Raw genomic sequence first — 23,015 nt, forward strand, 5'->3', positions numbered from 1 at the left:
CCCCCCCCTAACCGTCTCGAGGTCCCGACGGCGGCTAACGCGCACCCGGTCAGCGAGGGTCGACGGCCCGACGCCCGACGCCCGATAGCCCTACGGCCCGACGCCCGATACACATGTCAGCCCGAATCACGGATGTCAGCGTGAAACTCCCCATCCGGACTGGCATCTGTATTCCGCACTGACGCCCGTATCGACCGCGCGCCCCTACCGAATCTATCTTGCACACCCCTGTGCAAGATCGTAGAATGGGCGCATGACACAGATCCGCGCACCCCGCCGCGACGCGCAGGCCAATCGCGAGAGCATCCTCACGGCCGCGCGCACGGCGCTCACGCGCGACCCCAACGCGTCGATCGATCTGATCGCCCGCACCGCCGGGCTCTCCCGCCGCGCTCTCTACGGCCACTTCGACGATCGGTCCGCACTGGTCACCGAGCTCATCCGCACTGGTGCGCAGCGCTTCAACGCGATCGCAGAGCAGCCACTCGACGAGGACGCCCCGGTCGCACTCGCCCAGCTCGCCGCGCGGCTCTGGCACGAGGTCGCGCACATCCAGACCGTCACGGCGATCGCGCTCGACGACGCGCATGTCGCTGACACCGCCGCGGCGCTGGCACCGCTGCGCAGGGTCGTGGCGGAGATCGTCGATCGCGGCAGCCGCGCGAACACGATGCGCACAGACATCCCGGGCGACGTGCTCGCCCGACTCATCGAGGAGACCGCTCGCATGGTCGTGCGCGTCGACGTGGTGGGACCGGATGCGGCGGCCACCGCCGTGCGCGCCGTCCTCAGCATCGCCGGGCTCTCCTGGCGCGACGCCGACGCGCTGCTCGCGGCCCACCCCGAGATCCTCACCACCACCTGGGCGGCGGACGAATGAGGATCGCGCTCCACGAGGTGAGCAAGGGCCAGGCGCTGCCGTCCACGAGCCTCGAGTTCCACACCGGCGCCGTGCGGTTCGCCCTGGCGGAGACCCAGCAGCGTCCCACCGTGCTCGGCCTGATCGCCAGCGGTCGGATGCGGCCTGCTGCCGGCCGGGTGACGATCGACGGAGCCTCTGATGACCGCCGGCTGCGCCGCGTGATCGCGTTGGTGGACGCTCCCGATGCGAGCGACCCGCACGCCGACATCACCGTGGCCGGAGTCGTCGGAGAAGAGCTGATGTTCGCGGGCATGGGCGCGACGCCGATCCACGCCCGTCGCTGGCTCAAGCAGCTCGGCTACGCCGAACTCGCCTCGACGCCGATCGGCAACGTCGACCCGGCCGCACGGGTGCGGATCATGTGCGAGCTCGCCGTACTCCGCGAAGGCACTGAGGGCATCGTGCTCGTCTCGCCCGACCGCCACGGCGGCGGGCCGGACGGCTGGTGGCGCATCGCGTCGGAGTTCGCCGACCGCGGCTACGCGATGCTCGTCATCATCGGCGGCGCCGCAGCAGTCGCTCTCGAGCGGATGCAGGAACTGGGTGCGATCAACGCCTCCGGCCCGATCGCACCGCTCGTGCTGGAGCAGCCCGCCGCATCCGATTCGGATGACACCGAGGCAGGAGACCCGCGATGAAGGTTCCCGCCATGATCGCCGCCGAACTGCGGCGCCTCACAGCCAGCCGGATGGGCATCGTCGCGCTGATCGCGCTCATGTGCGTGCCGATCCTCTACGGCGGCCTCTACCTGTGGGCGAATCAAGACCCGTACGCCAAGTTCTCCGAGGTGCCGGTGGCGCTGGTCGTGCAGGACGACGGCGCCACCGGTACGAACGCCGACGGAACCGACGAGAGCGTGAACTACGGCGACAAGGTCGCCGAGAACCTCATCGAGGGCAATGCGTTCGACTGGCAGGAGATGACGGCGGATGCCGCGGCCACGGCACTGCACGACGGCTCGGTCGACTTCACGGTGACGATCCCCTCCGACTTCTCCGCAGCGTTGACCTCGGCCGCCGGTACGGATCCGCACCAGGCGCTGATCGAGCTCGAGACGAACGACGCCAACAACTACCTGGCCTCCTCCATGGGCACGCAGGCCGTGGAGAAGATCCGCAGTTCGGTCGCCCAGATGGTCGGGAGCGAGGCGGCCGAACGTCTGCTCACCGGGCTCAGCGACGTACGCGACTCCCTGTCCGATGCCACCGACGGCGCCTCCCGGCTCGCAGACGGTGCAGCCACGGCATCCGGCGGCAGCGCCACGCTCGCCGAAGGCACGGCGCAGCTCGCGGACGGAACAGCACAACTGGCCGACGGGACCGCCCAGCTCGCGAGCGGAGCATCCCAGCTCGCAGACGGCGCGCAGCAGGTCAGCGAAGGCAACCAGCAGATCGCCGACGTCGCCGATCAGGCGGGCGGGATCGTGCAGGACGCCGCAGACACCCTTCCGCAGATCCGCACCGACATCGCGGAGACCCTCGCATCCCAGGGGCTGACGCAGGAGGAGATCGACACGGTCCTCGCCACACTCGACCCGCTCGCAGAGCGGTTGCAGCAGGGCAACACGACGGTTCAGGATGCCGTGAGCAGGATCGATCGGCTCGCGGAGGGCTCGGCGACGCTCGCATCGAGCGCGCGCACGCTGTCCGACGGCGCCGCCACGCTGGCCACCGGCGCCGGCACGGTCTCCACCGGCGCCGCTGCAGCGAACGACGGGGCGGCGCAGTTGCGCGACGGTCTCGTCACCCTCGCCGACGGCACAGTGGAACTGCGCGACGGTCTCGCTGCGGGTGTCGAGCAGATCCCGGCATCCACTCCCGAACTGCGCCGGTCGCAGGCCGACACGATCTCCGACCCTCTCCGGGTCTCCAGCGACAAGGTCGCCTCCGCCGAGGACTACGGTGCGGGGCTCGCGCCGTTCTTCGCTGCACTGGCGGCCTGGATCGGCATCTATGCACTGTTCCTGATCGTCAAGCCGATCTCCCGCCGCGCGGTGACCGCGCTGCACTCCCCCATCCGGATCACTCTGGCCGGCTGGCTCACCCCCGCCGCTCTCGGCGCCCTGCAGATGGTCGGGCTGATGGGCGTCCTCGCTATCACGCTCGGGTTCCGATTCGACAACGCGCTCGGCACGCTCGGGGTGATGGTGCTCGCGTCCGCCACGTTCGCGGCGATCATCCTGGCGCTGAACGTCTGGTTGGGCTCGGTCGGGCAGTTCCTGGGGCTCGTGCTCATGGTGCTGCAGCTCGTCACCGCGGGTGGGACGTTCCCGTGGCAGACGCTTCCCGCACCGCTGGCGGCCCTGCATCATGTGCTGCCGCTCGGGTACGTCGTGGATGCGATGCGTCAGCTGATGTACGGCGGCGACTTCGCACGCGCGTGGTGGGATCTGGCCGTGCTCGCGATGTGGCTGCTCGGCGCTCTGCTGCTCGCGATCATCGGCGTGACGCGGATGACGCACCGGCGCACACTGCGGGATCTGCAGCCGAGCCTGATCGGATGAGCACGGCGCAGGCGACGATCCGGAGTGCCGATGGTGCGGCATCCGCACTCTTCCTGCACAGCCGGATGAGTGCCGTGCCTCCTGCTGAAACGCGTCGATCCGACTAGGCTTCGAGAGCGCGTCCCGAAACGCGCTCTGGGGAACGGTGAACCGGATCCCACCGACGACCCTGAAAGAACGCCTCAATGACGATCGAACCTTCCGGCTCCTCCGAACCTGCAGCACGCCCCGCGCTGGGCGCCAAGATCGGACGCATCGCATTCGGCGTCGTCGCCGGGCTGCTCGTGATAGCGGTGGCGGCGGCGTTCTTCGTGGTCTGGACCATCCAGCGCTCGTTCCCGCAGACCGCCGGCGAGCTCGACCTCGACGGATTGACGGCCGAGGTGACGGTGCAGCGCGACGGTCTGGGCGTGCCGACGATCACCGCCGATTCCTCGCACGACCTGTTCTACGCGCAGGGGTTCGTGCACGCCCAGGACCGCTTCTTCGAGATGGACTTCCGCCGGCACGTGACCTCCGGGCGCGTCGCGGAGATGTTCGGCGAATCGCAGGCTCCGACAGACATGTTCCTGCGCACCCTGGGCTGGCGCGAGGTCGCCGAGCAGGAGGTCGAGGCGATGGACGAGACCACCCTCGCCTACTACCAGGCCTACGCCGACGGCGTGAACGCGTACCTCTCCACCCGCGACGGCGCCGATCTCTCCCTTGAATATGCCGTCCTCGGCATACAGAACCCCGATTACGAGGTCGAGCCCTGGCAGCCCGCGGATTCCGTGGCCTGGCTCAAGGCGATGGCGTGGGACCTTCGCACCAACATCGAAGACGAGACGGAGCGAGCGCTGCTCGTCTCCGACGTCGGCGACCCCGCTCTTCCCGCAGACAGTCTCGAGCTTCTCGAGCAGCTCTACCCCGCCTATCCCTTCGACGAGAATCCCGTCATCGTCCCCAAGATCTCGACCGTTCCGGCACTCGAGGCGGAAGCGGATGCCGCACCGGCAGCCCTCTCGACCGACGAAGCGGCCGACGACTCTCAGATCCAGACCGCTGTGACCACGATCGAATGGCAGGAGGCCGACAGCGTCGTCGCCGCGGCGAGCCTGCTGGTCGGCGACGTCGGCGAGGGCATCGGCTCGAACTCGTGGGTCGTCTCGGGCCAGCTCACCGAGAGCGGCATGCCCCTGCTCTCGAACGACCCCCATCTCGGTTCGTCTCTCCCCTCGGTCTGGTACCAGGTGCAGCTGCGTTGCTCAGAGGTCACCGATGAGTGCCCGTTCGACGTGGGCGGCTTCTCGTTCTCCGGACTCCCCGGCATCGTGATCGGCCACAATGATCAGGTCGCCTGGGGCTTCACGAACCTCACGACAGACGTCGCCGACCTCTATATCGAGAAGGTCGACGGCGACGCGTACTGGCGCGACGGCGCGCTCGTCCCGCTCGACGTGCGGGAAGAGACCGTCAAGGTCGCCGGTGGGGAAGACATCGACCTGACGATCCGCTCCACGGTGCACGGCCCGATCATCTCCGGCCTCACCGACGATCTCACAGCGGTCGCCGACGGACAGGTCTCGGCCGACGGCGACGCCCTCACCCAGGGCGAGACCGACGCGTCGGCCGCGATGTCCGGTGAGTACGCCGTGAGCCTGCGCTGGACGGCACTGGACGCCGGCAGCACCGCGACCGCGATCTTCGCACTCGCGACGGCTCAGGACTTCGACGACTTCCGGCACGCGGCGTCGCTGTTCGACGTTCCGGCGCAGAACCTGATCTACGCCGACGTCGAGGGCAACATCGGCTATCAGGCGCCCGGTCGTCTGCCGCTGCGCGGTGCGGGCGACGGATGGATCCCGCAGCCCGGATGGGACAGCAGCTACGACTGGACGGGGTTCATCGACTTCGAGGAGCTCCCCGTCTCGTACAACCCGAGTTCGGGATACATCGTCACGGCGAACAACGCGATCGTCACCGACGACTACGACCACTTCCTCTCCCGCGACTGGGACTACGGCTATCGCGCCGCCCGCATCGCCCACCTCATCGAGCGCCGCGCGGCGGCCGCTCCGCTCACCGCGCAGGACATGCGCGACATCCAGAACGACAACGAGATGTGGATCGGAAAGAAGCTCGCGGCAGCGATGGCCGACGTCGAGGTGAAGGGCAAGGGCGTGAAGGAGGCCGTCGGCCTGCTGCGCACCTGGGACGCCCAGAACAACGCCGACTCCTCGGCCGCGGCATACGCCAACGTGCTGTGGTCGAACCTCGTGCTGAACCTGTTCCAGAACCGGGAGCAGCCGTTGCCGCACGACGGCCAGGCCCGCCTGTACACGGTGGTCTCCGCACTTCTCGACGATCCGACCGACCCCCTCTGGACGAACGAGGAACTCGGCACGACCACGATGGAGGATATGCTCGCGCTGTCTGCCGAGCAGGCCTATGACGAGCTGTCCGCACTGCAGGGCACGGTCGTCTCGCGTTGGAACTGGGGCGGCCTTCACGCGATCACGCTGACCAGCGCCACTCTCGGCTCGTCCGGCATCGCACCGATCGAGGCGCTGTTCAATCGCGGCCCCTATCCGGTCGGCGGCGGGCCCTCCGTGGTCAACGCCACGGGATGGGAGCTCGGCGAGGGATACGCGACGACCACCGTGCCGTCGATGCGCATGGTGATCGATCTGTCCGACTTCGACGCGTCGACGTGGAATCACCTGACCGGCGCATCCGGGCACGCGTTCCACCCGCACTACGTCGATCAGACCGAGAACTGGTCACGCGGCATCCAGACCCGTTGGGCATTCACCGCGGATGCCGTCGACGAGGCGACCGTGGACACACTGGTGCTCAGGCCAGGCGACTGACCCGCCGAATGCCGCGAAGCGGAAGAAGCATCATCGTGGCGGTTTGGCGACCCCGCGGCGGTGAGCCCACACGGCGACCTGCACCCGATCGCGCAGTCCGAGTTTGACGAGGATCCGCCCGACGTGCGTCTTCACCGTCGCCTCCGACAGGTGTACGACCCGGCCGATCTCGGCGTTGCTGAGACCGTCGGCGACCAGCTGCACGACCTCGATCTCCCTCGGTGTCAACAGCCCGGCCGGGATCGCGTCCTCCGGAGCGCCGCGGAACGGACGTTCCAACAGGTGCCCGAGCACTCGTGCGGTCACCGACGGGGATAGCACCGCGTCTCCCCTCGCGGCCGCACGGATCGCGGTGACGAGTTCATCGACGGGTGCATCCTTCACTAGAAACCCGCTCGCGCCGGCACGAAGCGCACCGTAAACGTGTTCATCGGCGTCGAACGTCGTGAGCAACAGCACTCGCGCGCTAGATCCCCGTTCCACGATCCTCCTGGTGGCCTCGATGCCGTCCATGCCGGGCATGCGGATGTCCATCAGCACGACGTCCGGCGATCCCTCCGTGACAGCGCGTACGGCCTGATCCCCGTCCCGCGCCTCGGCGATGACGCGCATGTCGGGCTGCGCCTCGACAGTGGCGACGATCCCTGCGCGCACCAGATCCTGATCGTCGGCGACCACTACGCGGATCATGCGCGGTCTCCCGAGTCGCGCGTCTCGACGTACGGCACCGATGCGGTCACGGCGAATCCGCTCGCGCGGTCGACCGTCAATACGCCGGACACCGCAGTGAGGCGCTCTCGCATTCCTTGCAGTCCCATCCCCAGTCCGTCCGAGCCCCGATCGACCGCCGGGACGGCGTTGCGCAGTGTGATCATGGCACAGTCCTGCCCCCATGTCTCCCGCCACACGACGGGGCCCTCACCGTGTCGTAGAGCGTTGGTGAGCCCCTCCTGAACGAATCGGTACAACGCGAGCTCGGCCGCCGATCCGAGGGGACGGATACGGCCCTCCGTGCGGCGGTGCACGACGAGACCGAGATCCTGCATCCTCGCGGCGAGCGCAGGAAGGCCGGACAGCGACGGCGTCGGCTGCAGCGGGACATCCCATGCAGGTGACGGCGATCCGACATCCGTCCCGATGCGCCACCGCGTGTCCGCGTCCGGATCCCGCAGCGACTGAAGCGTACCGCGCAGATCCCGCAGCGATTCGCGTGCAGTCTCCTCGATGACCTGCAATGCCGCCGCGGAGTCCTCCGCCTGGAATCTGGCGACCCTCACCTGCCCGACGATCACGGTGAGCGAGTGCGCCAGTACGTCGTGCAGATCGCGGGAGATCCTCGCCCGCTCGTCCGCGGCCGCACGCGCCTCACGATGCGAACGCTCTCGTTGCTCAAGATCGAGGCGGGCTGCGGTCAGTTCGACCGTGCGCAATTCCGCACGGCGCAGCAAGCCGAGGGTGACGGCGACCGCGCAGCCTGCGAGCAGGAGGAGTGCGAGCAGCCACGGCTCGGGCCCGAACTCGCTGTCCACGATGCTGGGATCGATGGCATACCGCGCGGCCGCCGCCAACGGACCGAGCACTGCGACCGTCGACGTCACGTATCGATTCCCCCGCGCAGCGGCTCCATGCAGCGAGGGAAGCACCAGCAACGTGCTCGGGAACAGTACGAAGAGACCGGTGACGATCCCCTGCACTGCGACCAGCGCGGAGATGATCAGCAGCGTCATCGTGGCTCTGCGGAACAGGCCGAACAGCGTCAGATGCGCCCCGAGCGCGCAGGCGGTGACAGTGATCGCGGCCGGTGGTGAGAGCGAAGCGAATGCGATCAGGACGGTCGCGGGAAACAGCAGGACGGCCGCGCCGACCATGAGCAACGTGCGCACGCTCGCCTCCTCTCACGTGACCTGTCCGTGCTGTGTCGACGCCGCGCTGCGGCCCGCCGACACATCACGCGTCGCCTCCTCATACAGCACCGTAGCGGCCGCGACGATCGCACCGAGTGCGAACCACGTGCTGTACACGGCGAAGACCATCACCGCCCGGCCACCGTCGCCGAGGTCCACGTCCGCTGCGACGAGGCCCAGCCGTTGCGAGAGGAGCCCGAACAGCATCAGCGCGCCCATGCTCAGCAGTACGAACGAGCCGCACCAGCCGCCGAGGGATACCAGCCGCCGAGGAAGTCGCGCTCCCGCGCGAGTGCACAGCGTCACCAACCCGAGGGCTGCAATCGAGAACGCGGCCAGCTCCATCGCCGGGAAGCCGACCTCGAACTCGCTCTGATCACCGCTCATCCACCACACGATCTTCAGAAGCGGATACGGCACGCACAGCGCCAGCCCGCTCAGCAAGAGGCGTCGACGCGCACCGCGTCGCTCAGCAGCTCGCGCCGCTTCGACGGTCGACCGGCGCAGGGCGCGGGCGAACCTGAGGGCGACGAACGCGGCGACCAACGACATCAGCCGAGCTGCGAAGCCGGGGAGGTCGACGACGGAGAAGGCCCCCGCTGGGATGCCCGTGACGGCGAAGAAGCCGCGTAACGCGTCGAGCACGACGCCACCGGAAGCCCCCAGCAGCAGCAGCGCGGCGACCCACGCGCTCGCCTCGGCCACCCGTTCAGCGGAGCGACTGCATACGATCGCCACCGCCGCCGACGCTGCCCCCACGAATCCCAGCCAGGCAGGCGGAAAGATCGCGGAGTACTCGGCACTGGGGCCGACGAGCAAGGCGACTGCTGTCACGACAGCCACAAGCGCCGCAGCGACCAGCAGGGGCACGGGCGAAGGGACGGAGGGCCGAGGGGCTATGGGGGCCGACGCGGGGTTCGAGATGAAGGTGTCCATGCCTCTCATCGTTCGCCGCGGACGGTCGTCAGAGCGTCCGCCTCAGGTCGCTGTCCATGCGACCTGAGTCTCGAACTTCACCCGACGGCGGGTCTGACTCGCGTGGATCCCTGAGAAGCTGCAGTCAGATCTCTTCGGTGATCTCGATCGGCCCGATCGACGGCGGCGCGGCGTCGGCCGGAGTCTCGACCGTCTCCACGTCCTCGTCCTCACCGGTCAAGCGGGCCACGGCCTCAGCGAACTGCTTCTCGAGAGCGAGGAACGCCGCCGCGACGTCACCCGCGGCGAGCGCATCGAGCAGCTTCCGATAGGTATCGGACACCGAACGGCGCACGGTGTACCCGTGGGCGTCGCTGAAGCTCGCGATGCGTGTCTCGATCGCGAGCGTGGCCATGTAATGCGACAGTCGGCGGCTGCCGGCGGAGTCCACCAGCAGACGGTGGAACTCGATGTCGGCATCGCCGATGGCGCGAGCATCCGTCCCCTCACTCACCGCGACCAGGGAGTCGTAGGCGCGCTCGAGCTGGTCGAGCACCGACGTGGCGCCCGACCTGATGATCAGCCGCACCGCCTGGCCCTCGATCGCGAGCCGTGCGTCGTACACGTCGGCGACATGCTCAGGTCCGATCACGCTCACGCGCATACCTCGGCCAGGGGACGCCGTGAGCAGCCCTTCCTGCACGAGTCGCTGCGTGGACTCCCGCAGCGGACTGCGGCTCACACCCAACTGGGACGACATCTCGACCTCGCCGATCGGGCTGCCCACCGGCAGCGCGCCGGTGAAGATGGCACTGCGCAGCTCGGCGGTGATGAGGTCGACGGTCGACGGTCGCGCCACCCGCACCATGGAGATCGGCGATACCGCGCGAGGGGTGTGTGAAGCCATGTGCATCCCTTCCAGCCGTCGCGCGAAACCGCGGACATCTCATTGTCGATCCTCCGCGTCATTCTGCGAAGTCGAATCAGGATTCCTCAGTCTGCCTCATGATCACGTTTTTGTATACGTGTCGACAATCTGCGCGCCTGACTGTACATCCATCGACAGATTCCATAGTCTGGGGCACGGTCAACGGCGCCCGTGCAGAGCGCCCGGATACGGAACTCATACGGAACGCGAGGACATCATGACGAAGAGAACGACACGGATCGGCATCGCCACAGTCGCCGTCGGAACCCTGACGCTCGGCCTTCTCGCCGGGTGCTCAGCAGGCGGCGGCAGCGACACCGAGGGCATGAACACGCTCGAGAAGGCGCAGGAGGAGGGCAAGATCACACTCGCGATCGCCTCCGAGCAGCCGTACTCGTGGGTGGAGGACGGCGAGCCCACCGGCGCGACCATCGCGATGCACGAGCAGATCTTCAAGAACCTCGGCATCGACGAGATCGAAATCGAGGAAGTCGACTGGAACTCACTGATCCCTGGGCTCAACGCCGGCCGCTGGGATGCTGTGAGCGCCGGTATGTCGATCCTCCCTGAGCGCTGCGCAGAAGCCGCGTTCAGCGATCCCGAGATCATGTACACGACCACCCTCGTCGTCCCCAAGGGCAACCCCAAGAACCTCAGCGACCTCGACTCGGTCGCCGCGGCCGGCGACGTCACTCTCGCGGTGCAGTCAGGAGCGATCGAGGAGGGTTACGCGACCGATCTCGGAATCGCGAACACCGTGCCGGTCGACAGCGCCCAGGCCGGTATCGAGATCGTGCAGTCGGGCCGTGCCGACGCGTTCACCCTGACCGCCGTCTCGCTCAACTGGATGACAGAGGGCATGGATGACGTCGAGACCACCGAGGCCTTCGTGCAGGAGATCGACGGGGTCGAGCAGATCGGCGCCGGTGCCACGGTGTTCCGCCAGGACGACACCGAGCTGCTCGAGGCGTACAACGAGGAGCTCGCCAAGATCACCGGCGACGAGCAGAGCTACCTCGACCTCGTCGAGCCGTTCGGCTTCACGGCGGAGAACCTGCCCCCGGCCGACCTGACCACCGAGCAGCTCTGCTCCGGCGAGCTGGGCTGATCCGACTCCTGTGACTGAGAATTTCGAAGCGCTCTGGAGGGCGCTGCCCCAACTCGTCGACGGAGTGCTCATCACACTCCAGTTGACGGCGGGCGGCGCCCTCCTGGCGATCGTCGTCGCCATCGGCCTCGGGTTGCTGGCACGATTCGAGAACGTCTTCCTGCGCGGCATCGCGCGAACGATCATCGAGCTGTTCCGTGGCACGTCCCTGCTGGTGCAGCTGTTCTTCTTCTTCTTCGTGCTCCCACTGCCGCCCTTCGAGATCGAGATGCCCGCCGTCTTCACCGGCATCCTCGCCCTCGGCCTGAACTACGGCGCCTATGGTGCCGAGGTCGTGCGCGGTTCGATCAACTCGGTGCCGGCCGGCCAGTGGGAGGCGACAACGGCGCTGAGCCTGTCGCGCACGCACCGGATGTGGCGCGTGATCTTCCCGCAGGCCTGGGCGCTCATGCTCCCGTCTCTGAACAACCTGCTGATCCAGCTGCTGAAGGGGACTGCGGTCGTCTACCTGATCACGATCGTCGACCTCACAGCCGAGCTGAACAAGCTGCGGGTGCAGACCGACGTGTACTTCGCGTATGGTCTCGGTCTGCTCATCTACTTCGCGATCGCCTATCTGCTCACGCTGGGCATGAACGCGCTCGAGACGCGTGCCAAGCATCGTCTGGGGCAGGGCGGGAAGTGGCGTGACTCCATCACCACCACTCCGGTCCCCGACATGAAGGGGGCTGGTCAAGCCGCATGAACGACGACAACAGCTTCTGGAGCTGGGACCACGCCATCGCGGCGTTCCCCGACATTCTGGAGAAGTTCCTCACGGTCACGCTGGTCGTGACGATCATCGGCAGCATCATCGCCGCCATCCTCGGACTCGTGATCGCGCTCGGCCGCCGCACGGCACCGCGTCCTGTCGCCGCCGTCATCACTCTGCTGATGAATTTCGTGCGCATGACCCCGCTCGTGGTGCAACTGCTCTTCGCGTACTACGTGTTCACGACTGTCCCGCCTCTCGTGCTCGGAACGATCATCATCGGCATCCACTACGCCACGTACATGGCCGAGGTCTACCGTGCCGGAATCGATGCGGTCCCTCCCGGCCAGTGGGAGGCGACGACTGCGCTGTCGATGTCACCCGGGCGCACGTGGACCGCCGTGATCATCCCCCAGGCGTTGCGCTCCACACTGCCGGCCTTGGCCAACTACGTGATCTCCATGTTCAAGGACACTCCGTTCCTCATGGTCATCACCGTCGTCGAGATGGTGCGCCAGGCGCAGTTGTACGGCAGTAAGAACTTCCGCTTCGTCGAGGCGATCATCATCGCCGGACTCATCTATCTGGTCGCAAGCCTTCTGAGCTCGCTGCTGGCCAGGCGATTGGAGAAACGTCTTGAATACACCACCGCTTGACACCCATACCGGTGCGATCACGCTCGATGACGGCGAGATGCCGGCGATCCTCTTCGACAAGGTAGAGAAGCGATTCGGCGACCACGTCGTGCTGCACGATCTCGACTTCACCGTTCGCCGCGGGGACCGAGTGACACTGATCGGCCCGAGCGGTTCGGGGAAGACGACCATCCTCCGCCTCGTCATGACGCTGGAGGAGGCGAACGACGGCTACATCCTGATCGACGGAAAGCCGCTCACGCACTACTCGCGCGACGGTAAGCGGGTCGAGCTGAAGGAGAAGCACAAGAACGAGATGCGCAAGCGCATCGGCATGGTCTTCCAGCAGTTCAACCTGTTCCCGAACATGACGGTGATCGAGAACATCATCGAGGCACCGGTGCACGTGCTCGGTCTCTCCAAGAAGGATGCTCTGGCACGAGGCCGCGCGCTGCTCGAGAAGGTCGGCCTGCCCGACAAGGAGAACGCTCACCCCACCCAGCTCTCGGGTGGGCAGCAGCAGCGCGTCGCGATCGCGCGGGCGCTGGCGATGGAACCCGAGATCCTGCTGCTCGACGAGGTCACCAGTGCGCTCGACCCGGAAGTGGTCGGTGAGGTGCTGAACATCCTGCGCGATGTCGCCCGTGAGACCGACGTGACCATGCTGATCGTGACGCACGAGATGCAGTTCGCGCGCGACGTGTCCAACCGCGTGCTCATGTTCGACAGTGGCCGCATCGTCGAAGAGGGCAAGCCGGAGGACATCTTCAGCAACCCGCAGGAGCAGCGGACCAGGGACTTCCTCTCCGCCGTGCTCTGAGCCGCGTCTCAGGCGTCGACGACGGCGACCGCGCGCCGCGAGATCACCCAGATGCCGAACGCGGCAGCGAGGAAGATCGCACCGAGCATCACCCAGCCCAGCAGTCCGAACGTGATCGCCGTGGCGTTCACGACGATGGGCGAGGCGAGGGCGCCGAGGGAGAACCCCATGCCGAACACGCCCTGATAGGCACCCGCGCGCACGGGATCGGCGAGTTCGAAGCTCAGCCCCCACGCTCCGGCCTGGGAGAGGATCTCGGCGAAGGTGTGCGTGACGGCCGCCACGATCAGCACGACGATCGCGACCCACGCCGGCAGCCCTGCGGCGAGCGCGTAGACCACGCAGGCCGCTGCCATGAGCCATCCGGCCAGCATCGTCACCCTTCCGGCGATGCGCACATCGTGGGTGCCGCGCGACGCGCGCACCTGGAAGAGCACGACCAGTGAGGTGTTGACGATCAACAGCAGCGCGACGACCCATTCGGGAGCGTTCGTCCGCTGGGTCACCCACAACGGCATCCCCAGCTCTGCGACGCCGAACTGCATGCCGAACACCGCCGAGAGGAATGAGAGCAGCAGGTAGCGCGGGTCGCGCCATGGGGATCGACGCCGCCAGTCCTTCCGGGCGGCGAGCGTGGCCTGCGCCGTGCCGAGGGTGTCGATCGAACCCGTCTCCGTGCGCACCTCGTCGACCTCGCGCACCGGCGCGTCGACGGATGCCGGCAGTCGGAGCAGCGGCACCGCGCCGAGCACGCCGATCAGCCCCGCGAACACGATCACGATGCGGTAGGCCTCGGCGGTTCCCCACGCCAGCGCCACCGCGGCGATGCCCGAACCGATCGCGATCGAGAGGTTGGTCACTGTGCGCAGCACTGCGCGGGCGTGCACTCGTCGTTCGGGTGCGAACCCCCTGGCGATGATGGCGGAGCGCGCCGAGTAACCGATCGTGTCGAAGAAGCCGGCGAGACTCGCGATGACGACGGCGGCGATGAAGGTGTCGGCGAAGGCGTACGTCGCCAGCAGTAGTCCGCCCAGCGTCTCGAAGACGTAGGAGAGCCGGCGGGCGCTCCACCGGTCGGCGAGCCAGCCGCCGAGGAAGGAGGCGAGCACTCCGCAGGCACTGGAGACGGCGAGCACCACGGCGGCCTCGCCCGCGCTCAGGCCGATGATCAACGTGAAGAACAGCACGGTGACGGTGAGGAACACCCCTCGGCCGATGCGCGACACCGCCGTCGCGGTGACGAGTGCACGCAGCACCGGGTCGGCGAACGTCTGCGCCAGACGGTCGCTGAGTCTCGGTTTCGCGGAGGCGGTCGGGGACGGGTCTTGCGAGATCACATGCCAGTCTCACACGGGCCGCGGACACGGCCCGCTCCCGCGGTCGTCCAGCATCCCTCGATAGGGTCGATCCATGCCTTCCCGTCTTCTCGCTCCTGAGGGCGTACCCGCATCCGTCATCGAGTTCGAGCACGGCGGCGCGACGCTCATCGCCGAAGACTTCGGCACCGGCGACCGCCCCTACGTACTCGTGCACGGGATCGGGATGGGCCGCAGCGTCTACCTCGACTTCATCGAGCGCCTGCCCGGACGCATCATCGCCCTCGACCTTCCGGGGTTCGGCGAGGCGCCCGAGCCCGAGCGCACCCTCACCATGGCGCGCCACGCCGACCTGATCGCGGCGTTCCTGCGCAGCATCGGCGTGACGGATGCCGTCATCATCGGCCATTCGATGGGCAGCCAGATCGGCGCGGAGCTGGCGGCGCGGCATCCGAAGCTCGTCGACGGCCTGGTGCTCGCCGGCCCCACGGTGAACAGCGCCACGCGCAGCATCCGTGAACAGGCGACGTATCTGCTGCGCGACCTGATCGGCGAGCGCCCGATCGTGCTGCTGCGCGGTGCGCGCGAGTACCTGCGCGGCGGTCCGCATCTGATCCGGAAGATCCGCGCCACGGTGGTGCACGAGCCCGAGAAGGCGTACGCCAGGGTGAAGTGCCCCGTGCTCGTGGTGCGCGGCGAGCGCGACCCCCTCGCTCCCGCGGTCTGGTGCCGCGAGATCGTCTCTCTCGTGCCTGGGCGTGCCGAGGTGAAGGAGATCCCCGACCACGGCCACAGCACGCTCATCAGCGATGCGGCCCTCGCCGCCGCCCTGATCACGGAGTTCGCCCGCGCGCTCTGACGCGAGGTTGCCCGGCATAACTCCGGAGCTTTTCGCGGATCCCGCGTCTTGCTCGGAACGAGCACGCCTCAGACTGCTTTTGCTCCGGAGTTATGCAGCGCGTCCGCGCGACACCCTCGGCCGGAAGGCATCGAGCACGTCAGAGATTCTCTCCCGAACCGCGTTCGAGTCGAAGAGGATGTCTGACGCGATAGGTCGAATCGTCGTATAGCCGAGTCCGGCGGCGGCGATGTCACGCCTCCGATCCTCCACCTGCTGGTCCCATCCCTCATGGAACTCCTTGCTGTCGCATTCGATGATGAGCCACCCTTCGACGACGAAGTCGACCCGTCCGACTCCGTCGATCACCACCTGTGTCTGGTAACTGACACCGAGTGTGCGAAGAACCAGGCGCATGTAGGTCTCTGGGCCGGACTCGGCCGACGCGTCGACCAGGTTCAGGAGAATGTGCAATCGGGCCGGGAGCCGTGTGAAGATCCGCTCGAGCTGCATCATGGTGACCAGACGAAGGTGCAGCAGGCTGTCGAGGGTGGCGATCGCTGCCCGCGCGTGTTGACAGAGAATCGCCTGCCGTACAGCGTCCTCAAGAAGAGCGACATGTCGCGGACCGCCGCAGTGAGACCATCGTGGCCAATGCATCACCGTCGATTTAGAGGCACGGGTCCGTATTCGAGACATATGCGGCGCCAGTTGAATGTGCAGCCCGGAGGATTTCAACACGAACACACCGAGCATCTGCAGCAAAGTCACGCATGACACACGACCACCTATGCGGACCGCCTCCGCGATCCGGGCATCGATGCCTGGGCGGCTGTAGTGATCTCGGCGCAGACGCACGAGCGCACCGGCCTTGACGGCACGGGTGATGTCCTCTGCGCTGCTGCCCGCTTCGAGTAGTTCGGCCCTGGAGAACACGATCGGAGAATATGTCGCCGTGAGGCGCTCAGTAACGGTCTGCTTCACCCATGAGATCGTGCTCGCATCGCGGAAGGCCTGGGGGCGGGAAACCTACGTCATGTGGACACAACGACGCGCGGAGTTTCTGTGGAGGAGACGTGCGGGTTCGTGAGTCCGGCCGCATAACTCCGGAGGATCTCGCTGGATCCGCAGTTACCCGTCCCCGTTGCATCCCACCTGCCAAGATGCTCCGGAGTTATGCGGAGCGACCCCACAGGTCCGCGCCATCCCGCTCGCGTTCGGCGGGGAGCTACCCGGCCCCGGGTGGGGTCTGCTTCGACTCGGCGAGCTCGTCGACGACGAGCCGGCGCTCCTCCGTCGTTCCGTTGCGATAGGCCTGGCGTCCGACCATGTGCGCGGACAGCGGCGCGGTCGCGAACTGCATCAGCACGATGGGAGCGACCAGCGCGAGCCCGAGGAGGATGCCGCCGACCGAACGCTGCGCGAGCGCGACGGCCAGGCAGATCAGGATCACTCCGAGCACCTGCGGCTTGGTCGCCGCGTGCAGGCGCGACGGCACATCGCGGAAGTGCAGCAGTCCCACGGCCGCCGAGAGGCACAGCACCGCGCCGCACAGGATCAGCACCAGCACCGTCACGTCGATGACGGCATCCGGAATCTCGAAGTCGAACACGTTCATGATGTCGTGTTGTCCCTTCTCGCCACGTAGCGGGCGACCGAGATCGATCCGAACACCCCTACCGCCGCGATGATGAGCAGCACGGGGATGCTGCGGGTGTGTCCGTTGATCGCCATCTCCGCGCCCAGCACGCACATGACCTCGGTGAGGAGCACATCGGATGCCACGGCGCGGTCGAGGATCGACGGGCCGCGGATGATCCGGAACATCGTCAGGATCGCCGCGATGGCGAACACCGCCACGATCAGGATCATCAGAACGTTCATCGCCCACCCCCTGCGCGCTCGTCGGCCTTCAGGGCACGATACTGCGCCGGACTGCCCAGCGCCCGTACGATCCGCTTCTCCCAGCGCAGCACCCCGTCGCGCTGCGCGTCGGCGTCCGCCCGCGTGCGCCCCCCGATCACGTGCAGGTAGAGCACCCTGCGGTCACGATCCGTCTCGACCACCAGCGATCCGGGGATCAGCGATGACGTGACCGAGACGTGCGTCATGACCAGGTCGTCGGCGTACTTCAGCGGCACGGCGATGATCGCCGCACCCGGCTGACGGCGGAAGTCGAACACCTGGATCGACACCGCGATCGCGCCGCGCAGGATGGCGAACAGGAACTGCACGACGAACAGGGCTCCGTACCAGAGGTTGATGCGTCCGGAGAGCTCGATGGTCGGCAGGCGGAAGACGCGGGTGACGAACACCGCGACGACGAGTCCGGTGACGAAGGACAGCAGCGTGAACTGGTTCCACAGCAGCATCCACAGCACGACGAGCCACGCGAGGAACGGAAGCTGCAGCCACACGTCGTGAAGGCGATGGCGTTGGGTCTCGGGACTCATGGCGCCACCACCTCCTCTTCCAGCTGCACGAGGCTCACCGGCTGCAGCAGCGCGTCGCCGATGCGATCGCACAGTGCGTACAGCGGTCCGGCGAAGATCGTCAGCAGCAGAGTCACGCCGACCATCCCCCCGGTCGCGAGCGTCATGATCCTCGGGATGCGGCGGCGCTCCTGCTGCTCGTCCGCGGCCGGTGCGTTGCCGAGGTACTCGATCCGTCCGTCGGTCTCGGCCGAATCCTCCTCCTCGCGCCAGAACGACAGGTTCCACGCGCGCATGAGCGCGTAGAGGGTGAGCAGCGAGGTCAGGATGCCGCCGAAGATCAGCACCATCATGATCGGGGTGCCGACGGATGCCGCGGCCTCGAAGAGCGCGAACTTGCCGATGAATCCGGAGAACGGCGGCAGGCCGCCGAGGTTGATGGCCGGTACGAAGTAGAGCACGGCCAGCAGCGGCGCCGCCTTCAGCAGCCCCTTGACCCTGAGGATCGACGTGCTGCCGGCTCTTCGCTCTATGAGTCCGACCGCGAGGAACAGGGTGGTCTGCACGACGATGTGGTGCACGATGTAGTACACCGTCGCGCCGATCGCCGCTGGCGTCGCGATCGCCAGGCCGAAGATCATGTAGCCGACGTGACTGACGAGGGTGAACGAGAGGATCCTCTTCAGCTCCGCCTGCGCGACCGCGCCGAGCACGCCGATGATCATGGTCGCGAGGGCGACGATCAGCAGCAGCGTGTCGATGCTGTTCTCGGCGAACAGCTGCGTCTCGGTGCGGATCAGCGCGTAGACGCCGACCTTGGTCAGCAATCCGGCGAACACCGCTGTGACCGGTGCCGGCGCTGTCGGATAGGAGTCGGGCAGCCAGAACGACACCGGGAAGATGGCCGCCTTGATGCCGAACGCGACCACGAGCATCAGGTGCAGCACGAGCTGCGTCTCCTGCGGCAGCTCGGTCATCCGCTCGGCGATCTGCGCCATGTTCACGGTGCCGAGGGCGCCGTAGATCATCGCGATCGAGGCGAGGAAGAGGATCGACGAGACGAGCGAGACGACGATGTAGACCGCACCGGTGCGGATGCGCGATTCGGTGCTGCCGAGCGTTATGAGCACGTACGACGCCACGAGCAGGATCTCGAAGCCGACGTAGAGGTTGAACAGGTCACCCGCGATGAACGCGTTGAAGATACCGGCCGCGAGGATCAGGTACGAGGGGTTGAAGATGGAGATCGGCGTCTCGTCCGACCCGTCTGCGGCGCCCTGGCCGATCGAGAAGAGCAGCACCGCGAGCAGCACGATGCTGGAGATCAGCACGAGCAGGGCGGCGAGCCGGTCGACGTAGAGCACGATGCCGAACGGCACCGGCCATCCGCCTACCGAGACGGCCAGTGGGGACCCTCCGTCGACCGCGATGAGCAGCACGGCGGCGATGATGGCCACCGCCGCAAGGGCCGCGACCGTGACGAACACCTGCAGGCGCGGGCTTCGTCCGAACACCAGGGTGATCGCCGCGCCCAGCAGCGGGAGTGCGACGAGCAGGGGGACGAGTGCACTCATGTGCGGTCCTCCTCATCGTCGTCAGTGGCCGTGGTCGTGTCGGCGGGTTCGACCCTCGTCCACGGCCGATCCATGGGGGCGTCGTCGCGGATGGATGCGTGATCGCGCATCTGCAGCACGGTGATGGGCGAGGTGCGCACGTCGACGAAGTCGGTCGTGGCCTCTTCGTCCTCGGCATCCCCCTCGTCGTCCATGACGTCTTCGTCTTCATCCGTGCGCTCGCGCAGCGCGATGTCGGCCTCGTCGTCCTCGACGGTGTCGGCCTGGCCCAGTTGCCAGGAACGGTAGATGAGGGCGAGGAGGAATGCGGAGACCGCGAACGTGATCACGATGGCGGTGAGCGTGAGCGCCTGTGGCAGCGGGTCGCTCACGTCGCCTTCAGCGCCGAAGAACGGCGCACCCGCCGGCACGCCCATGACGATCAGCAGGAGCAGATTGGTGGCGTTGCCGAGCAGCAGGAACCCGATGAGCACGCGGGTGAGGCTGCGCTCGAGCATCGCGTACACGCCGCACGCGAAGAGCACGGCCATGACGATGATGAGGGTCAGCGAGACATCCATCAGACGCTCACCCCCCGCGAGCGCATCTCCTGCGCCTGCCGGTCGACCTCGGCGCCGCGGCTGCGGAGCACATCGAGGACGAGCCCGATGACGACGAGGTACACGCCGACGTCGAAGACTGTCGAGGTGACGAACTCCATGTGCCCGAGGCCGGGGATCTCCCATTCCCAGAACGAGCTGGTGAGCGGCGCGAGGCCGAAGAACAACGGCAGCACCGCACTGCCGACGGCGAGGATGAGGCCGGCGCCCAGCAGACGGCCGGCATCCGTTGGCGCTGCGGCGCCGAGCTCCCAGCGTCCGCCGGCGACGTATCGCATCACGAGCGCCATACCGGCGACGAGTCCGCCGGCGAAGCCGCCACCCGGCCCGTTGTGGCCGGCGAAGAGCAGGTAGATGGAGACGACGATGATCGTGTGGAACAGGATGCGGACGATCACCTCGAGCAGGATCGATCGGTTCTCCGGCTTCATCTGCTGACCGCCGATGAGCCAGGCACGGGGGCTGCTGCGATTCTCGGTGGTCTGGAAGCGGATGCCGTCGGTCGTCTCCACGAGCGGCGCGATGCGCGCCTTGCGCCGGAGGCGCTTGGGCAGCGACGGACGCTGGGAGAGCATGTCGGCGCGGTGGGTCACGAACACGAGGGATGCCACGCCGGTCGCGGCCAGCACGAGCACGGAGAGTTCGCCCATGGTGTCCCAGCCGCGCAGGTCGACGAGCGCGACGTTGACGACGTTCTTGCCGTGGCCGAGCTCGTAGGCGAGTTCGGGGAAGGTGATCGAGATCGGCTCGGTGATGCGCGCCTGAGTCGCGACCACGGCGATGAACGCCATCGTGACCCCGACGCCGATCGCGAGCACCGCGCGCGGGATGCGGGAGACCGAGGCGTTGTGCTCGCCCATGCGCGAGGGCAGGCGCCTCAGGACCAGCGCGAAGGTGACCATCGTCACTGTCTCGACGAGGATCTGCGTGAGAGCGAGGTCGGGGGCGCCGCTCGTCGCGAACAGCGTGACCATGCCCAAGCCCGTGACCGAGACGAGCACGACCCCTGTGTAGCGCTTGCGCGCCTGCACCGCGACGACGGCGGCGATGGCCATGATCGGGGCGACGGCGATCTGGGTCGGGGTGTGCCAGGCCGAGAGGTTCAGCTGATCGATGTCGCTCGCCAGGAGCGCTGTGGTCTCCGCCGCCACGAACACGACGAAGATCGTGCCGACGTAGACCGGCAGCGAACCCCGCTGCGTGAGCGTCGTGGTGATCACCGACAGGCGGTCGATGCCGCGCATCACGAGGTAGTACACATCGGCGGCGGTGAACTTCAGCGCGCGTGCCTTGCGGTCCCATCCGGTGCGCCTGCTGAGCAGGAACAGTCCGATGCCGAGCACGACCGACAGCACGGAGATGCCCAGCGCCGGCTCGAAGCCGTGCCACAGCGCGAGATGCCCCGGGCCCTCGACCGCGAGACCGTCGGCGTCGAGCCCCGGCACCGCGCTGACCGCGTAGCCGTGCAGTGCGGTGTCGAGCGCGGGTGCGCCGATGCCCAGAGCGACCGTCGCGCCGGCCAGGATGATCGGTGCCGACAGGAAGCCCACCGGAGGGTCGGGCCAGATGGTGTCCGGCATCCGCTCACCCTGCGCGTCGCGCTTCTTCCAGAACGCGCCCCACAGGAAACGGACTCCATATGCCGCCGTGAGCATGGATCCGAGGATGACTCCGATCAGAGCGACGAGGGCCCACGGCGATCCACCCAGTGCGTCGTCGAGCAGCCCGGTGAGCGCCGATTCCTTCGCGACGAACCCGACAGTGGGCGCGATTCCCGCCATCGATGCGACCGAGATGAACGAGGCCGTGGCCATGACCGGCGCCTGTCTGCCGACGCCGGAGAGCTCGTCGATGTCACGCGTCGAGAGCTGGCGGTCGATGACTCCGACGACGAGGAACAGCGCGGACTTGAACAGCGCGTGCCCGACGACCAGCGCCAGACCTGCGAGCGCCGTCGCCTGCGTTCCGTATCCGACCATCACGGTGAAGAAGCCGAGCTGGCTGACGGTGCCGAAGGCCAGGATGCGCTTGAGGTCGGTCTCTCGCAGCGCCTGGATGCCGCCGAGGAGCATCGTGAGCACCCCGAGCGAGATGACGATCGGCCGCCATGGCTCTGACAGCGCGAAGATCGGCGCGAACCGCGCGATGAGGTAGATGCCGGCCTTCACCATCGCCGCGGCGTGCAGGTAGGCGCTCACCGGGGTCGGCGCCGCCATCGCGCCGGGGAGCCAGAAGTGGAACGGGAAGATGGCCGACTTGCTGAGCGCTCCGATCAAGAGCATCACGATGGCCGCGTTCACGAGCGGTCCGGTCGGTGCGAGGGTGAGCATCTCGGTGATGCTCGACGTTCCGGTGTCCACGACCAGCAGCACCACGCCGACGAACATCACGAGGCCGCCGAGGGTGGTGACCAGCAGCGCCTGCAGCGCCGCACGACGGCTGGCTGCGCGCCTGCGATAGTGCCCGATGAGCAGGTAGGACAGGATGCTGGTGACTTCCCAGAACATCACGAGCATGACGAGGTCGTCGGTGAGGACGAGCCCGTACATCGCACCGGCGAAGCCGAGCAGGACACCGGCGAACTGCCCCAGGTCGGCGGCCTCGTCGTGGAAGTACCAGCGGCAGTAGAGCAGCACCAGGGCGCCGACGCCGGTGACGATGAGGGTCATCACCCAGCCCAGCACGTCCATGTGCATCGACAGGTTCAACCCGAGCTGGGGGATCCACGCCACGCTCTCGAACGGCATCGCGTCGCCGGCGAGAACCTGCGGCGTCATGACGAGCGCCTGAACGAATGCCGCGGCGGGAATGAGAGCTGCGATCGCGAACGCCCGCGCTCCGAGCCAACGTACCAGCGCGGGGAGGAGAAGAGCCCCGAGAAGGAACACGGCAAGGAGCAACAGCATAAGCGGCTCCTC

At 67.4% G+C, this 23,015-nt stretch carries 21 protein-coding genes; 9 read left to right on the forward strand and 12 right to left on the reverse strand.

Features of this window, described 5'->3' with window-relative positions:
• Positions 1-253: 253 nt before the first annotated feature.
• From ACNPNP_RS16285 to ACNPNP_RS16300, 4 genes are all read left to right on the forward strand, one after another.
• Complete coding sequence (locus ACNPNP_RS16285; RefSeq protein WP_448967073.1) at positions 254-880, forward strand: TetR/AcrR family transcriptional regulator; 627 nt, start codon at positions 254-256, stop codon at positions 878-880.
• A complete protein-coding gene (locus ACNPNP_RS16290; protein ID WP_448967074.1) occupies positions 877-1,560 on the forward strand; it encodes a hypothetical protein in 684 nt (227 codons plus the stop codon). Before ACNPNP_RS16285 ends, ACNPNP_RS16290 begins: the two co-directional genes overlap by 4 nt.
• Positions 1,557-3,425 (forward strand): YhgE/Pip family protein, encoded by a 1,869-nt coding sequence (locus ACNPNP_RS16295; protein ID WP_448967075.1) that lies wholly within the window; start codon positions 1,557-1,559, stop codon positions 3,423-3,425. Before ACNPNP_RS16290 ends, ACNPNP_RS16295 begins: the two co-directional genes overlap by 4 nt.
• Before the next feature lie 185 nt (positions 3,426-3,610).
• Positions 3,611-6,277: a penicillin acylase family protein gene (locus tag ACNPNP_RS16300; protein WP_448967076.1), complete on the forward strand. Its 2,667-nt coding sequence runs from the start codon at positions 3,611-3,613 to the stop codon at positions 6,275-6,277.
• A 30-nt stretch (positions 6,278-6,307) separates the two neighbouring features.
• Here ACNPNP_RS16300 and ACNPNP_RS16305 read toward each other — a convergent pair whose 3' ends face one another.
• The 4 genes from ACNPNP_RS16305 to ACNPNP_RS16320 form a co-directional block, all read right to left on the reverse strand.
• On the reverse strand, positions 6,308-6,967 hold the full coding sequence (locus tag ACNPNP_RS16305) for a response regulator (protein WP_448967077.1): 660 nt from the start codon (positions 6,965-6,967) through the stop codon (positions 6,308-6,310).
• Positions 6,964-8,160 (reverse strand): sensor histidine kinase, encoded by a 1,197-nt coding sequence (locus tag ACNPNP_RS16310; protein ID WP_448967078.1) that lies wholly within the window; start codon positions 8,158-8,160, stop codon positions 6,964-6,966. The genes ACNPNP_RS16305 and ACNPNP_RS16310 overlap by 4 nt, the downstream gene beginning before the upstream one ends.
• 12 nt (positions 8,161-8,172) lie before the next feature.
• Positions 8,173-9,117 (reverse strand): hypothetical protein, encoded by a 945-nt coding sequence (locus tag ACNPNP_RS16315; protein WP_448967079.1) that lies wholly within the window; start codon positions 9,115-9,117, stop codon positions 8,173-8,175.
• A 124-nt stretch (positions 9,118-9,241) separates the two neighbouring features.
• Positions 9,242-10,003: a GntR family transcriptional regulator gene (locus tag ACNPNP_RS16320; protein ID WP_448967080.1), complete on the reverse strand. Its 762-nt coding sequence runs from the start codon at positions 10,001-10,003 to the stop codon at positions 9,242-9,244.
• Between the two features lie 238 nt (positions 10,004-10,241).
• Here ACNPNP_RS16320 and ehuB point away from each other — a divergent pair, with 238 nt between their 5' ends.
• The 4 genes from ehuB to ehuA are packed head-to-tail and all read left to right on the forward strand — an operon-like array spanning position 10,242 to position 13,338.
• The gene (gene ehuB / locus ACNPNP_RS16325; protein ID WP_448967081.1) at positions 10,242-11,132 is read left to right on the forward strand and encodes an ectoine/hydroxyectoine ABC transporter substrate-binding protein EhuB; all 891 of its coding nucleotides are present in this window, start codon (positions 10,242-10,244) and stop codon (positions 11,130-11,132) included.
• Between the two features lie 10 nt (positions 11,133-11,142).
• Positions 11,143-11,877 carry an ectoine/hydroxyectoine ABC transporter permease subunit EhuC gene (ehuC, locus tag ACNPNP_RS16330; RefSeq protein ID WP_448967082.1) on the forward strand — a complete coding sequence of 245 codons (735 nt, stop codon included), beginning with the start codon at positions 11,143-11,145 and terminating at the stop codon, positions 11,875-11,877.
• Complete coding sequence (ehuD, locus tag ACNPNP_RS16335) at positions 11,874-12,539, forward strand: ectoine/hydroxyectoine ABC transporter permease subunit EhuD (RefSeq protein ID WP_033105538.1); 666 nt, start codon at positions 11,874-11,876, stop codon at positions 12,537-12,539. Before ehuC ends, ehuD begins: the two co-directional genes overlap by 4 nt.
• 37 nt (positions 12,540-12,576) lie before the next feature.
• Entirely contained in the window at positions 12,577-13,338 is a 762-nt protein-coding gene (ehuA, locus tag ACNPNP_RS16340) for an ectoine/hydroxyectoine ABC transporter ATP-binding protein EhuA (protein ID WP_448967273.1), read from the forward strand.
• 8 nt (positions 13,339-13,346) lie between these two features.
• On the opposite strand, the gene ACNPNP_RS16345 is transcribed toward ehuA, so the two are convergent.
• A complete protein-coding gene (locus ACNPNP_RS16345) occupies positions 13,347-14,675 on the reverse strand; it encodes an MFS transporter (RefSeq protein ID WP_448967083.1) in 1,329 nt (442 codons plus the stop codon).
• Between the two features lie 73 nt (positions 14,676-14,748).
• Here ACNPNP_RS16345 and ACNPNP_RS16350 point away from each other — a divergent pair, with 73 nt between their 5' ends.
• Positions 14,749-15,513, forward strand: coding sequence for an alpha/beta fold hydrolase (locus tag ACNPNP_RS16350; protein ID WP_448967084.1), 765 nt, complete (start codon positions 14,749-14,751; stop codon positions 15,511-15,513).
• A 90-nt stretch (positions 15,514-15,603) separates the two neighbouring features.
• On the opposite strand, the gene ACNPNP_RS16355 is transcribed toward ACNPNP_RS16350, so the two are convergent.
• The 7 genes from ACNPNP_RS16355 to ACNPNP_RS16385 all read right to left on the reverse strand — a co-directional run bounded on the left by ACNPNP_RS16355 (position 15,604) and on the right by ACNPNP_RS16385 (position 23,003).
• A complete protein-coding gene (locus ACNPNP_RS16355; protein WP_448967085.1) occupies positions 15,604-16,476 on the reverse strand; it encodes a type IV toxin-antitoxin system AbiEi family antitoxin domain-containing protein in 873 nt (290 codons plus the stop codon).
• A gap of 244 nt (positions 16,477-16,720) precedes the next feature.
• Positions 16,721-17,110 (reverse strand): monovalent cation/H(+) antiporter subunit G, encoded by a 390-nt coding sequence (gene mnhG, locus ACNPNP_RS16360; protein ID WP_448967086.1) that lies wholly within the window; start codon positions 17,108-17,110, stop codon positions 16,721-16,723.
• Positions 17,107-17,376, reverse strand: coding sequence for an MrpF/PhaF family protein (locus ACNPNP_RS16365; protein WP_448967087.1), 270 nt, complete (start codon positions 17,374-17,376; stop codon positions 17,107-17,109). The genes mnhG and ACNPNP_RS16365 overlap by 4 nt, the downstream gene beginning before the upstream one ends.
• On the reverse strand, positions 17,373-17,945 hold the full coding sequence (locus tag ACNPNP_RS16370) for a Na+/H+ antiporter subunit E (RefSeq protein WP_448967088.1): 573 nt from the start codon (positions 17,943-17,945) through the stop codon (positions 17,373-17,375). The genes ACNPNP_RS16365 and ACNPNP_RS16370 overlap by 4 nt, the downstream gene beginning before the upstream one ends.
• Positions 17,942-19,498, reverse strand: a complete 1,557-nt coding sequence (locus ACNPNP_RS16375) for a Na+/H+ antiporter subunit D (protein WP_448967089.1) — start codon at positions 19,496-19,498, stop codon at positions 17,942-17,944. The genes ACNPNP_RS16370 and ACNPNP_RS16375 overlap by 4 nt, the downstream gene beginning before the upstream one ends.
• On the reverse strand, positions 19,495-20,058 hold the full coding sequence (locus ACNPNP_RS16380; protein WP_448967090.1) for a Na(+)/H(+) antiporter subunit C: 564 nt from the start codon (positions 20,056-20,058) through the stop codon (positions 19,495-19,497). The genes ACNPNP_RS16375 and ACNPNP_RS16380 overlap by 4 nt, the downstream gene beginning before the upstream one ends.
• The gene (locus tag ACNPNP_RS16385) at positions 20,058-23,003 is read right to left on the reverse strand and encodes a Na+/H+ antiporter subunit A (protein WP_448967091.1); all 2,946 of its coding nucleotides are present in this window, start codon (positions 23,001-23,003) and stop codon (positions 20,058-20,060) included. The genes ACNPNP_RS16380 and ACNPNP_RS16385 overlap by 1 nt, the downstream gene beginning before the upstream one ends.
• Positions 23,004-23,015 lie beyond the last annotated feature (12 nt).

It is taken from the genome of Microbacterium xerophyticum (genome assembly GCF_053543555.1).